The sequence below is a fragment of the Frischella japonica genome, from assembly GCF_014489845.1.
Lineage (GTDB): Bacteria > Pseudomonadota > Gammaproteobacteria > Enterobacterales > Orbaceae > Frischella > Frischella japonica.
Genome location: NZ_JABURY010000010.1, coordinates 130,655 through 143,952 on the forward strand (window position 1 = coordinate 130,655; position 13,298 = coordinate 143,952).

Annotated in this window: 12 protein-coding genes; 6 read left to right on the plus strand and 6 right to left on the minus strand. The window is 31.4% G+C overall.

All coding sequences use genetic code 11. The annotated features are described in order from the left end of the window. Positions 1 to 559 precede the first annotated feature (559 nt). The 3 genes from FcAc13_RS04610 to FcAc13_RS04620 all read right to left on the minus strand — a co-directional run bounded on the left by FcAc13_RS04610 (position 560) and on the right by FcAc13_RS04620 (position 4,352). Complete coding sequence (locus FcAc13_RS04610; RefSeq protein ID WP_187755031.1) at positions 560 to 1,339, minus strand: DUF1266 domain-containing protein; 780 nt, start codon at positions 1,337 to 1,339, stop codon at positions 560 to 562. A gap of 498 nt (positions 1,340 to 1,837) precedes the next feature. After that, entirely contained in the window at positions 1,838 to 2,845 is a 1,008-nt protein-coding gene (locus tag FcAc13_RS04615) for an aldo/keto reductase (protein WP_187755032.1), read from the minus strand. Positions 2,846 to 3,446: 601 nt separating this feature from the next. After that, on the minus strand, positions 3,447 to 4,352 hold the full coding sequence (locus tag FcAc13_RS04620; RefSeq protein ID WP_187755033.1) for a DMT family transporter: 906 nt from the start codon (positions 4,350 to 4,352) through the stop codon (positions 3,447 to 3,449). A gap of 203 nt (positions 4,353 to 4,555) precedes the next feature. On the opposite strand from FcAc13_RS04620, the gene FcAc13_RS04625 reads away from it, so the two are divergent. The 4 genes from FcAc13_RS04625 to FcAc13_RS04640 all read left to right on the plus strand — a co-directional run bounded on the left by FcAc13_RS04625 (position 4,556) and on the right by FcAc13_RS04640 (position 9,183). Next, positions 4,556 to 5,446, plus strand: a complete 891-nt coding sequence (locus FcAc13_RS04625; protein ID WP_187755034.1) for a LysR family transcriptional regulator — start codon at positions 4,556 to 4,558, stop codon at positions 5,444 to 5,446. A gap of 13 nt (positions 5,447 to 5,459) precedes the next feature. Beyond that, a complete protein-coding gene (locus tag FcAc13_RS04630; protein WP_187755035.1) occupies positions 5,460 to 6,377 on the plus strand; it encodes a LysR family transcriptional regulator in 918 nt (305 codons plus the stop codon). Positions 6,378 to 7,023: 646 nt separating this feature from the next. Next, positions 7,024 to 8,547, plus strand: coding sequence for a tannase/feruloyl esterase family alpha/beta hydrolase (locus tag FcAc13_RS04635; protein ID WP_187755036.1), 1,524 nt, complete (start codon positions 7,024 to 7,026; stop codon positions 8,545 to 8,547). A gap of 186 nt (positions 8,548 to 8,733) precedes the next feature. Continuing rightward, positions 8,734 to 9,183: a DUF4234 domain-containing protein gene (locus FcAc13_RS04640; protein WP_187755037.1), complete on the plus strand. Its 450-nt coding sequence runs from the start codon at positions 8,734 to 8,736 to the stop codon at positions 9,181 to 9,183. 124 nt (positions 9,184 to 9,307) lie between these two features. On the opposite strand, the gene FcAc13_RS04645 is transcribed toward FcAc13_RS04640, so the two are convergent. Continuing rightward, entirely contained in the window at positions 9,308 to 10,048 is a 741-nt protein-coding gene (locus FcAc13_RS04645) for an SDR family NAD(P)-dependent oxidoreductase (protein WP_187755038.1), read from the minus strand. Positions 10,049 to 10,160: 112 nt separating this feature from the next. On the opposite strand from FcAc13_RS04645, the gene FcAc13_RS04650 reads away from it, so the two are divergent. Further along, positions 10,161 to 11,078: a LysR family transcriptional regulator gene (locus FcAc13_RS04650; protein ID WP_223064529.1), complete on the plus strand. Its 918-nt coding sequence runs from the start codon at positions 10,161 to 10,163 to the stop codon at positions 11,076 to 11,078. 105 nt (positions 11,079 to 11,183) lie between these two features. Here FcAc13_RS04650 and FcAc13_RS04655 read toward each other — a convergent pair whose 3' ends face one another. After that, positions 11,184 to 11,849 carry a hypothetical protein gene (locus tag FcAc13_RS04655; protein WP_187755040.1) on the minus strand — a complete coding sequence of 222 codons (666 nt, stop codon included), beginning with the start codon at positions 11,847 to 11,849 and terminating at the stop codon, positions 11,184 to 11,186. A gap of 570 nt (positions 11,850 to 12,419) precedes the next feature. Here FcAc13_RS04655 and FcAc13_RS04660 point away from each other — a divergent pair. Beyond that, positions 12,420 to 12,683 (plus strand): SemiSWEET family transporter, encoded by a 264-nt coding sequence (locus tag FcAc13_RS04660; RefSeq protein ID WP_187755041.1) that lies wholly within the window; start codon positions 12,420 to 12,422, stop codon positions 12,681 to 12,683. 85 nt (positions 12,684 to 12,768) lie between these two features. Here the strand turns inward: FcAc13_RS04660 and ubiT are convergent, their stop codons facing one another. Beyond that, positions 12,769 to 13,260, minus strand: a complete 492-nt coding sequence (gene ubiT / locus FcAc13_RS04665) for a ubiquinone anaerobic biosynthesis accessory factor UbiT (protein ID WP_187755042.1) — start codon at positions 13,258 to 13,260, stop codon at positions 12,769 to 12,771. Between the last annotated feature and the right edge of the window lie 38 nt (positions 13,261 to 13,298).

Consider the following 13,298-nt stretch of genomic DNA (forward strand, 5'->3'; position numbering starts at 1 on the left):
ACAGATCATAATACAATATTTATACCTATAGATAATAAGGTATAAATATTGCATAAGTTAATGTAGTGTCGCTAAGGCGATAACTAATTTTTTATAATTTTTATAATTGGGAATTTAAGTTAGCTTATATTTTATCTCAATAAGCAATTTGATTTAATAGCTAGTAGGGATGAATTTATATCACTATTGATGTCTATTTCTTGCTTAAAAGGAATAAATCACTAATAGGGTTATAATTTTTATTTAATAGAAATTCAATTCATCAACAATCACTTTAGTCAGTTATCAGTCTGATATACTGTAGATATTACCGATAACCATCAAGTAAATTAATCATCTAAATTGGAAACTTTATGATGATGAACAATAACGATCAGGGAAGATATAAAATATCTTTAGGTTTATAATGGCTTTTGTCGAAGTTATTACTTTAAGTTTTATGAGAGATTTAAGGGTAAATCTATAATAGGGTGTATTTAATTTTTGATAAATCATAAATGTTTTTAGTGTGACCAGTTAATATGTCGCTATTTCACTGATCACAGTTCATCAATAACGTTTATTTAAAGCTGACTGCATTAAGCAGTGAATGCGGATCTTTTAATAGTTTACCAACAGGGACTGCAAAAGATTCTGCTCGACCAGGTGATGGCGACCATATAACCGCTGTGATAGCATAAGCAATGGCCACGTCTTGCCAATTATCATAAGCATTTTGAACGGGCTCTTTTATTTGGCTAACATAATGCATAAATTCATCATGATTAATGTAGCCACAATTTAACGACCATCGACAAAGATTGACCAAACGTACAGCATCCCATGCCCACAAATTAGTGACAGCCATATAATCAGCAATGTGTTCTTTATAAAGTTCTGGACAATATGAAACGATATTAAGTAATTTTCCTAACATGGCCGGTTTTAGATCATTATCTTTCATAAACTGTTTCAAAATATTTTTATTTTTAAATTGGTAATAAACGATTCCAATATTAGGGATAGTTTCATAAATCGATTTAAAGAAATTATTGGCATGTTCAATTTCTAAATGGTAATGTTTAATTAAGTTTAGTCTTGGTAAATATTTTGTTCTATGACCTTCATTAATTAACCAATTTGCTGTGTCTTTAAAGGTTTCATTGTCGGTAACTCCCCACATGGTTTCAAGGCTTTGTTTTATCCAATCTATGTGAAGATTATTTTTGATATCATTGACATAATCACCGTTATAAGCACTGAGAATCGATCCTAATGCAAGATACCATTGATATTCTTTAGGATAATGACAATCTGTAGAAAAAAATAAATCTTCATTGTAAGGTTCAAAAATTGACATGCCTATTCCTTATTATTTTTTATATAATTTTTTTGATTAAATAATTCGGCAATTATAAAACATTAAATTTGTCGGCAATAGTGGAATTTTATAAAATTATTTTTATATACATTGAACTTATATTAAGTGATTTAATTGTATTAAATTATGCAATTACAGTGATCTACCAAGATGGTTAAAGTTTTTATCAGAAATCGCCCATATTTCCAAGTGCAACAATCTTATAACGGATAATTAATGATGCTAGAAATTTTATTGTACTCATTGGTTAGCCGATATTAAAAGCTACATCAATCTAATGTTTGGCTAATAAATAATAGGTTATTTGTTAAAGCCTGATATCAAGAAGATATAAAATACCGTTTGCCGCATGACGCTGTCTTAATCATCATTTGCCATTGATTAAAAAAAATCACACTATGATAGACAATAGACATTTTTCTTATGAGGGCGATTTATCGCCCATCTTTGTGTTTATTAACTTAAATTAAAATAACTTTATTTATATATCCCCTTCATACCTTCGGGTGTATAACGTTCACCTTTTATACAAATCTGATTTTTCAAATCATTCAGTATCATGACATCTTCTTTTGTTAGCTTAACCGAACAAGCATTGATATTTTCTAGCAAGAATTTTTCTTGTTTTGTTCCAGGAATGGGAACAATACAATCCCATTGCGCAAGTAACCATGCTAAAGCAATCTGACCACTAGTACATTGGTATTTTATGGTCATTGGTTTTATAGCGGTTAAAAGTTGTTTATTATGTTCGATATTGGTATCTAAAAACCTTGGATTAGATTTACGAAAATCACCATCGGCAAAGTCTTTAGCAGATTGATATTTACCGGTTAAAAAACCACGACCAAGCGGAGAATATGGTACTAAGCCAATATCTAACTCTTTTAATAATGGTAAAATATCATCCTCAATATCGCGTGTCCAAAGGGAATATTCGCTTTGGATTACATCGACAGGAAATGTCGAATGTGCACGAATTAATAAGTCGGCAGTTACTTCACAAAGTCCGATATGTTTAATTTTACCTTCTTGTACCAATTTAGCCAACGTTGCCATTGTTTCCTCAATTGGATTTTCAGTATTAATACGATGAATATAAAATAGATCAATTTGTTCAACCCCTAAGCGTTTTAGTGAGGCCTCGCAACAAGATTGTATATAATTAGGTGAATTATTGATGCTTCGTTCATACCCATTTGAATGACTTCTGTCTATACCACATTTTGTTGCGATAATTAATTGTTCTCGTTGGGATGGTGTTAATTGTTTAAGAAAGGAACCAATCAGTAATTCATTTTGACCACGACCATACATATCAGCCGTATCAATCAAGGTTACACCATTATTTATAGCGGTATGCAATAATTTTATTGATTGTTGTTCGTTTGTCGGACCATAGAATTCACTTAATCCCATCGCGCCATATCCTAAAGCGCTAACTTTAAGATTTCTACCTAATGCTCTTTGTGGTATTTTTTTCATCAATATTTCTCCATATTGTCGTTGTAAAAATTAATTTTAAGATTGTAAGTTAAACTTATTGCAACGCATTAATTGACAGGTGATTTGGGTAATATCAATATTTCGTGAATAAAGCCTTCATTATGGATGTAAAAAAAGAAACTAAGATTAACAATCACAAAACATGTTTGTGTACATCCTAATTATTCTTTGTGTATTGCCATATTCATTTCCAACACAAGCAAATTAAACTTATGGTATAAAAGATTATACAAAAAAGACTAAATCCCGAAATACTTATTTAGTGATAGGAAATTTATATCGAAGCATGTGGCAAAATATCATTTATGCCAAAATTAATTTATTATAGTTATGCTGTTTTTTATTTGCTAAGTTGTTATAAAAAAGAGTCAAATCATTTTTAAGAACAAAATAATTGGGATACAAAGTTACTCTCATATGTTATAAAAAGCAGTATTTATTAAAGATAACCAATTGAAATATTTACATATATTTTATTTAACTTTTTGTTATGATAATTAAATCATTAAAGGCTAGATTTAATCAAATAACGCGGCGATTAGCCGCATTATTTAAACAATAGCGAAATAATTATTTTTAATTAATTATTCATTTTAAATATTTTGTAGCCCCCAGTGGCATAAATCACACCACTTATCACCAAAATTGCTCCAATTAATTGTAATAAATCTGGAATTAAGCCAGTGATAAGAGTGAGTAACATAGTGAAAACGGGGACTAAATTAAAAAATATTGATGTATTAGCTGTACCAAGTTGTTTTACACCGACATTCCAAAATAAATATGCTAATACGGATCCGAAAATAGCCATATAAATAAGTATTATGTGGTGATAGAGAGTAATATCGGCAATTTCCTTCACTAAGGTTCCTTGATAAATCGAAAATATGACAATCCCTAATGTGCCAAATAACATCGTAAAACTGGTGGTTTGTAATGGTGTCGAATGGGATATAAATTTTCGACATCCAATAGTATAAATTGCCCAGACTATATTTCCTGACAGAATGATTATATCACCATAATTAAAACGTAATTTCATTATATTATTTATATCGCCATTACTAATCACAAATGCTACCCCGATTAAACTAATAAACATACCAACTCCTTGAGAGAATGAGATATGGTGCTTATTCGCAATTAAGGCTATTAATGCAGTTGTCACTGGGGATGTCGCCATAATGAGCGCGCCATTGATTGGTGAAGTAGTCTGTAATCCTATGAAAAAGGCTAAGTTGAATCCAGTGATGCCACATAAACCAAGTAAAATAAAGGGGAACCAATTCAGTTTAAATGTAATGATATTATCTTTATCCTTAATTATCATAAAAATAAAGATTATTAAAGTAGCAATAATAAAACGTTCTGATGCTGCAGTAAGAGGGGATATTACTGTAACAGCTTGTGCACCAACATTAAAATTAGATCCCCAAAAAAAGGCAGATAATGTCACAAGTAAAAGTGCTATTTTATTTTTTTTCATTTTCATCTCCATTTTGTAACAAAAAGTACCTATAGTTATCTAGGGAATCAATAATATTTTCTAGAGTTATTTTAACTACATAAATATGAATGTTTTTTCTTTTTAGATCAGATAATTAGTAATAAAACTAATTAACAGGCTATGATTTTATTTATATTTCATTTATAGTGCAATAAACAAAATTGTAATATCAAATTTCAAAAATGAAATTATCTATTGATGACTTAGTAATTTTTGTAAAGGTAATTAAAGAAGGAAGTATTGTTAAAGCTTCAGAAAAGCTTTCAATACCCTCACCTACTATAAGTCGACGCTTAACTCAATTGGAAAAAGCGATCGGTGGTCTTTTAATGTATAGAAGTCATCGAAAAATTATGTTGACTGCGTTAGGGCAAATGTATATCACTAAATTTACTAATTTAGTTGAAGAATTTATTGAGACAGCTGAAAATTTAGAGGATTATTATAAAAAATTGTCGGGAACGATTAGAATAACTGCACCAATAAGTTTAACTCATCAATGGTTTGGTAAATGCATTTTTTCATTCATGAGGCAATACCCTGATATCAAAATAGATTTAATAGCAACTAATAAAATTATTGATTTAGCGGATATGAATATTGATATTGCTATCAGAGTTGGGGATCTGAAGGATAGTGATTGGATAGCAAAAAAAATATTATTATCTAAAAATATACTGTGTTCATCAAAAGATTATTTAAATCAAATTCATAACTGTGTTAATCCGGCTGATCTATTGGATAAAAATTTACTTAATATTACCCAGAATTTAAGTTGGTCATTAACCAATACCAATTTACATGAATATTATGAAGTGCGAGCAAACCCATATTTAATTATGGATGATACTGATCTTATTATTGATGCAGCAAAGGAAGGAATGGGGATCTGCTTTGTACCATCTGAGTTTGTAAAAGAAAGTATATCTAATGGTGAATTAGTGCAAATTTTACCTGACTGGGTGGGTAATCCTAGACCTATCTCCCTCATATTTAAAGATAGAACCTACCTGCCAAATCGAGTTAGATTTTTTAAAGAATACATTGAAAATTATGTCAGTTTAAATAAATAGGCTTTTAGACATCGTGGATATTTATAACAAAAAGTTACCTACAGTTAAGCAATTACAGTATTTTGTCGCTGTGTGTGAAGAACGTAGCTTTAGAGGTGCGGCTGAAAAGTTAGGTGTTAGTCAACCGCCACTTTCTGTACAAATTAAGGAGTTAGAAGAAAAGTTAGATGTGATGTTATTTTTAAGAAATTCACATAATGTAGTTTTAACCACAGAAGGAGAAGCGCTTAAGTTAAGAGTAACACGGTTATTAAATGAACTTTGTACAATAACGCATGCGATTAAGACAAAAGATGTTGCAAAGCCCGTATTTGGCACAACTAAAACACTTAGTTTTGACTTTATTCCTAGTATTAAATTATTTTTCTCTAATTTTGGTGAGCAAATCGAAATTTATAAACATAACTACACATCCAAGGAACTTTTACTGGAATTACAAAAAGAAAATATTGATTTCGCGTTAGTTTCCGATTACCCAATGCGGAATCAAAATGACAATTCACTTTTAATACATCGAGAACCATTGCTCTTAGTACTACCAGAAAGCCATCCTTGTAGTCAACAAGAAAAAGTTGATCTTAATGACGTAACCGATTTACCGCTTTTTTGGTTCAGATCCTATTTGAATCCTGTTTTTTATCAGCAGTGTGAACACGTATTTAAAACACTCAATTTTCCACTTATTCGTCGTGCAGAATTACCGGATAGTTTATCTATGTTACTTGAAGTGTCGTTAGGTAAAGGTATGATGCTTTTACCACAGTCAATGGCACAAGCAAAAGTAACGGGTGTGGTATATAAGCAATTAATTAGAAATCAAGATAGAAAATTAAGCATTCCAGTATATCTTATGTGGCGCAAAAATTTGCCAAAAAATTCGCTAAATGATGTGATTATTACTTACTTTCAAGATAAATTATGTGATGTTTAATTTAAACATCGCCTTTTTCAAATGTTGCAAAAGAACAAGTTCAGGCGTCTATCAAATCGACATTAAATACGTGAGATATATAATCCGTATATAATAGTGTAAATTGTTTTTCATTGTCGTAAAGAAACAGCACATCGCTGTTATAACGTCACTATGAGTAATTAGTTTTTTTCTTATTAATTAATATTTAAAGTGTCATGCATTAAATCAATAAAGAATATAAAATTAACATCTCATTTATCATTCGGTACGATTCTATTATTTGATGACTTAGATAATGTTTTTTTGGGTTGGAAAAGCGTTAGATATATTAAGTTACTTGGATAGTAAATGTAGATATATTTAATGACTAGCTCATACATTATGGTATCATTTTTGGAAATTTTTAAAATTTGCAGTAGTTTCGCTATATAGCAAGTTAAAAAAGATTTGCTCATAAATAAGAACTGTTTTAATCAAATTAAAACAACATTAATCGTAAATATTTGCAATTCAAGGTTATCATATTAAGAACAATCATAACGGTAAAATAACATTAACTTAGCTGATGAAAATTATTTAATTTAGCTTTAAAATGATTCACGTTTGTTTAGTATAAAATTGTTCATCTTAACAAGCTTCATCCTTAATAAAAAGGCGATAAAAAATGTTGAAATATAATCTATTGTTTTTATCTTTATTAAGTAGTCTAAGTGCATCCTTATTTGCAGCACAGCAAGATCCTCTGCTAGAACGTTGTCAATCGTTAACCTCTTTGAAGTTTGATGATGCAAAAGTCGTTAAGACAGAATTTATTACCGACCAGTTTATTCCACCCACCGAGTTAGCAGATACTTTACGTGGTGCTAAATCCAATGTGATTGCAAATTTACCGCAAATTTGTCGAGTACAATTAACCATAGAACCGAAGAATAATATTGAAGTATGGTTGCCAATGGCATGGAATCATCGGCTACAAGCAATTGGTGGCGGTGGATTTGCTGGATTTATTCCATTTGATAAACTAGCTGTAGCTGCTAGAGATGGTTATGTTGCTGTAACTACTGATACAGGTCATGCAGGCAGTCTGATGGCAGGTAATTTTGTGCTTAAAGATGCGCAATTACAGGCTGAGTTGATTACAGATTTCGCTTATCGCAGTGTTCATGAAATGACGGTTAAAGCTAAACAAGTCATAGAAGCTTTTTATGGGCAAGGGCCAAGTTATTCGTATTGGAATGGCTGTTCAACCGGTGGGCGTCAAGGCTTGATGGAAGCACAAAGATTTCCAAATGATTATGACGGTTTGTATATTGTGGCACCAGCTATTCAGTGGGATAAATTTGTACCATCAGAATTATGGCCACAAGTAGTGATGCTAGAAGAGTTAGGGCAGCCGATTGATCCTGTCAAGTTAACAAAAGTTCGAGAAGCTATTATTGACTTAGTTGATGAACAGGACGGAATTAAAGATGGATTGGTCAATGATCCGTCAGCGGTAGTGATTAATGATGCTTTCTTACAACAGATAGGTCTTAATGATGCCGAAATTATAGCATTAAGAAAGATCTGGCAAGGTCCAACTAATCAAACCGGACAATCATTGTGGTTTGGACTTGAAACCACGGCGCCTCTTGATGCCTTGGCAGGTAAAGATCCTTTTCTCATAGCAGTTGATTATTTGAAATATTGGATAAAACAAGATATCAATTTCGATTGGAAGACATTGGGTTACGAAGGATTTGAAAATTATTTTAATGAATCGGTTGAGGTATTTAGACCAATAATGGGCACAGATAACGCTGATTTAAGTCAATTTAAAAAATCTGGCGGAAAAATGATTATTTGGCATGGTTGGGATGATCGTCTAATCGCCCCAAAGGGAACTATTCATTACTATAATCATATCGTAAAACTTATGGGTGACCAAAGAAATACTGATGAATTTGTTAGGCTTTATATGGCACCCGGTGTTGATCATTGTAATGGGGGGAGTGGGGCTGATACTATTAATGGATTTGAAGCGCTAGTTAATTGGGTTGAAAAACATCAGGCTCCGACAACACTCATTGCACAGAAGATAGAAAAAGATCAAGTGGTTTTACAACGCCCTATATGCCAATATCCACAACAGACTGTCTATAAAGGTGATGGCGATACCAATGTTCCGACTAACTTTGAATGTAAATAGTTAAAGTTTAAAAAGTTTACTTAGCCTAAATGGTTAGTATCAATTTAGGTTGTTTAATAGGGTGAGCTGTTAACTGTTTTCATGTTATGTTTGATTGACAGTGTGATATTTTTTCAAACCATCGCATTTGGGGATCTTTTCGGTGTTATAATGGTAGTATAAAGTTCATCAAATTAAAATGATAATATGAAAGAGATTAAACAATTACATCAACAAATCGGTTTATCGACGCTTAAGTTTGTTATTTTTTATATCCTTACATTAGGATTTTACGATATGGTTTGGCTTTATTCAGCCAATAATGCATTTGAGAAATGTTTAAATACCAAAGTTAAAAGTGCAACTTACCTAATCATGTATGTTATTGTTTGCGCATGGAGTAATTTTTTTCTGAGTTTTCCTGACGAAGAAAGTTATCAAATTTTTCTAGCTATCGGTGCTTGTTTAAATTTTGTTCAATTCGTTATGGGTTTTATATGGGCAAATTCGGCAAGGTATCAATTAACTTATCACTGTTTAGCAAAACATAATATCCAACTTAAAACTCATACGATTTATGTTTTATTATTCAATTATTTTTATATTAATTATCTAATAAATCACTTAGCTAAACTTGAGTTAACCGAATCGGCATAATATAAGTCAAAAATAACCTAATGACTCAGCATAACACTAAAATAAGTAATCCATAGTAGTGGATTACTTAATAAGGAAATTCCTGTTATAGTCAAATATTGACAAACAAGTATAAAATAAATTATTACCATTTCCCTGTGGTTGATCCTCCGTCAACCACCATGATGGTACCGGTTACAAATTGAGAATCCGTAAGATATAATACGGCATTCACAATATCATTAACATGACCAATCTGATAAGTGGGGGCTAAGGATTTTAATGCCGTTACGATTTCTTGTTCCTTAGAATGCATTGGTGTTTCAATGATGCCAGGCGCAATGCCATTTACCATAATATTATCGGCAGCCAGTTCTAAGGCTAATCCTCTAATAGCACTATTAATACCGCCTTTAATCATAATAGGTAACAAAGCCGGAATGGCAATATTAGGTTGCATTGCGAGTGCGGCTGTAATATTAATAATATGTCCTTGCCGATTTACCTTCATTTGCTTAGCTGCCATTTGAGCAGGATAAAAAAAGCCTTTTAAATTCGTATCGATAAGCCTATTAAGATCCTCAGTGGTATAATCCTGAATCGGTTTAGAAATAAATACTCCTGCATTGTTAACTAAAATATCAACTTTACCAAAATGCTCTTTAGCTTGAGCAAACAAATCACGTGCTGTTTCAGGTTTGGCAATATCTCCTGCAATTAATAGCAAATTAGCTGGATGTTTTAACTGTTTAGCAGCATACTCTAAGCGTATTTTATCTCTTCCATTAGCGATAACATTATATCCACGGTTCAAATAGGCTTGAGTAATTGCAAAACCGATGCCACTTGAGGCGCCAGTAACAATCACCGTTTTTTGGGTACCCATATGATGACTCCTTAATTATGAAGTGATAAATGAGTATAAATGAGATCTATTTTTTAAAAAATAGCGTATGATTTACTTCATTTGTAACACGCTGTAATAAATGAGAAAGAATATGGTTAATTTATTGGATGATGTTCAATTAGGAAGTATTAAATTATTTTGTTTAGTGGCTAAACTTGGCAGCTTTACTGCAGCCGCTCATGAATTAGGTATTACGCCTGCTGCTGTCAGTTTAGCTGTTTCAAGAATTGAGCAACGATTAGGCGTACGTTTATTTATTCGGACTACGCGACAAATACGCTTAACAGATATCGGTCAACAATACTTTGAGCATTGTCAGCGAGCTATCATGTATATCACGGCAGCCGAACAATTAATTGTTAATGAACAAGTCATTCCTTCAGGAACTTTACGGCTAAGTGTTCCAACGGTTTATGCTCATTATCGATTACTTGCTAAGTTACCACTATTTCAGCAAATTTATCCAGCGATTAAAGTCGAGCTTCATATTAGTGATCATAATATTGAATTTACCGATAGTCCATTCGATTTGGCGATCCGCGGAAATAACTTGCCCGATTCAGGATTGATTGCTCACAAACTCGAAGATGCGCAGTTAATTATTGTTGCCACACCAGAGTACCTTCATCGTTATGGTTGTCCGTCACATTATGATCAACTTATAAATCATAATTGTATTCAATATCAATTACCTAGTACTAACAAAAGAGTACCATGGCAATTTTTAGATCAAAATCGATATATTGAATTAGAAACTAATGGCTGCTATTGTTGCCAGGCTGATTTTTCAGCTACACATACCTTAGTTAAATATGGTGGTGGCTTAATGCAAGTATATCGATTTTGTGTCGAAAAAGAATTACAGTCTGGTGAATTGGTAGAAGTGCTAGCTGAATTTGCTGGTGTTACTCGGCCTTTTATGTTGATTTATCCCCATGCGAAGTATATTCCCCTTCGCATGCAAGTATTCATAGATTTTTTACTATCACAGCGAATTACTTTTAAATAATAAGAACTACAAAACTTTGATAAAAACTTATTTTACATTTCGCGATAAGTTGATAAAAACCACAAGTTAACCACTTGTGGTTTAATAACTTAATCAAATTTTTGACTATTTATTTTTTTCAATAGGTTTTAAAGTGTCATAAGTTTGTTTCTTTTGTGCGGGCGTCAATTCATGCGCTTTTTGTTGCGCTGCATGATAAGCATCTTGGGATTTTTCTTTGATGGCATCATATTTTTCATGCGCTTGTTCTTTTACCGAATTATAAGTGTCATTTAATTTTTGCTTATAATCTTGGTTTGTTTTGTTGATTGCATCATTGGTATTATTTGAATTGTTTTTATCACTAAGATTGGATTGTTCTTTTGTTACCGGCTGAACTTGTTGATTATTAGGCTGTTGATTAATAACTTTGTTTACCTCATTTTGTTGAGTAGCTGTATTATTAGAGGTTGGATTAATATTCGTGTTTGGTGTAATAGGCGGTTGTGAATTTGTATTAATACGGTTTGATGAATTATTATCATTAGTTAATTTATCATTACTGGATTTAGTAGCGTCATTATTAGTCTTATCTTTGCTTGAATCAATCATTTGATTAATTTTCTCTTTAGACGCATCATAGGCATCAGAACCAACTTGCTTAATATCTTCAAAGGCATGTTGAGTACTTTCCTTGGCTTTATCTAAAGATTGGTCTACTTTTGAATGATTACTATTATCACAAGCTACAAGTGTAAAAGTAGTAATAGCTAAAATAACAAATTTTTTCATGACGATATAACTCCAGTTTATTTCTTAAAACTTTGGATGAGTGTTTAAGTTCAATCCGCATAGCTTTACAGCTTTATTCATATTAACACTTTGTTTTTTTTAATAAAAGCTGAATAGCTTATCCAAAGTAATCAATTTCGCCTATCACTATAATTTGTTAAATATATGAAAAATATAAAGTTTTTTCTTTTTATGAAAGAAATTCAAGTAATAGCAATGAATTAAGATGGTTATAAAAATAACTAACTATTATTAATTAGATGATTATGTAAGATTTGAATGTTTACTAGCCGTTCAATTTATTGCTCATGATCACAACATGTTGATGGGGAATAATTAATTTTCTTATTCTTAATTATTTGCAAATAACAAAGTGAAAATGATTATTTCATTAATTAAAAAATTTTTGTTATTATAAAAATGATTATTAATCAAATGGTTAATTTAAAATAATAAAAATGATATATAAATCATGCGATCAAAGATTTGCCTCAATCATTTTCTAAAATTAACAATTAATTTAAAAAAAATGGTTAGAATTGCTGTAAAATTGCGTATTAGGAGAACGACATGAGTTTAGCAAATAAATATTTACAACCACTTGGTTGGGTAGCAACCATTACCGCTTTTTTCATGTATGTTTCATATATCCCTCAAATTATTGATAATCTTCATGGCATAAAAACTAATCCAACTCAGCCTTTAGCTGCAACGATAAACTGTTTGTTATGGGTCTGTTATGGTTTATTAAAAGAAAAAAAAGATTGGCCACTTTCGATCGCTAATGCACCAGGGGTTTTTTTTGGCTTATTAGCATTTATTACAGCTATATAGCTGATAATTCCGAGAATAGGGGGGTAAAAAAACTGAATTAATGCTTATAGATTAATTCAGTTTGATTTTTAGATATGTCAAATAACTAACAGGTTTTATGTTCGCTGGATTGAATAAAATTAGCCAAATTTTCTAAACCTATACGAACAAACTTTGGCATTGAATCTAAATCGATAGAGTCCATTAAATTCTTTACACAAAGTCCTAACTCAGTATCTCCTTCAACAAGTAATTTACGTTGGAAAAACAATGTATCAGGATCTTGTCGTCGAGTGGCAATCAAAACGAGATCATTCATATTACCGCTGAAACTCACATCAGCAATTTCTGCTCGGCTTACAATTAGCTTATTATCAATGTTACTAATAAACCAGACTAATTGTAAATCTCTTACTTCGATTTTGAGCCAGCGATTTTCCAAAAAATCTAAATCGCCTTCTTCCAGTGATTGTTGAAATTGTGTTTGTAATAGTTGCTCGATAATTTTTCTTTTTAAAGAAAACGGCACTAATTGTAACGGTTTACTCAATATAAACGGCGTATTTTCAACAACCATTGAATGTATTTTATTTAACATATCATTCCTTTAACAACAAACAATTAAACGCCTCAAAC

Coding starts and splice junctions, on each gene's coding strand:
- FcAc13_RS04610 (WP_187755031.1), bottom strand. CDS start 1,339: ATGTCAATTTTTGAACCTTACAATGAAGATTTATTTTTTTCTACAGAT.
- FcAc13_RS04615 (WP_187755032.1), bottom strand. CDS start 2,845: ATGAAAAAAATACCACAAAGAGCATTAGGTAGAAATCTTAAAGTTAGC.
- FcAc13_RS04620 (WP_187755033.1), bottom strand. CDS start 4,352: ATGAAAAAAAATAAAATAGCACTTTTACTTGTGACATTATCTGCCTTT.
- FcAc13_RS04625 (WP_187755034.1), top strand. CDS start 4,556: ATGAAATTATCTATTGATGACTTAGTAATTTTTGTAAAGGTAATTAAA.
- FcAc13_RS04635 (WP_187755036.1), top strand. CDS start 7,024: ATGTTGAAATATAATCTATTGTTTTTATCTTTATTAAGTAGTCTAAGT.
- FcAc13_RS04640 (WP_187755037.1), top strand. CDS start 8,734: ATGAAAGAGATTAAACAATTACATCAACAAATCGGTTTATCGACGCTT.
- FcAc13_RS04645 (WP_187755038.1), bottom strand. CDS start 10,048: ATGGGTACCCAAAAAACGGTGATTGTTACTGGCGCCTCAAGTGGCATC.
- FcAc13_RS04650 (WP_223064529.1), top strand. CDS start 10,161: ATGGTTAATTTATTGGATGATGTTCAATTAGGAAGTATTAAATTATTT.
- FcAc13_RS04655 (WP_187755040.1), bottom strand. CDS start 11,849: ATGAAAAAATTTGTTATTTTAGCTATTACTACTTTTACACTTGTAGCT.
- FcAc13_RS04660 (WP_187755041.1), top strand. CDS start 12,420: ATGAGTTTAGCAAATAAATATTTACAACCACTTGGTTGGGTAGCAACC.
- ubiT (WP_187755042.1), bottom strand. CDS start 13,260: ATGTTAAATAAAATACATTCAATGGTTGTTGAAAATACGCCGTTTATA.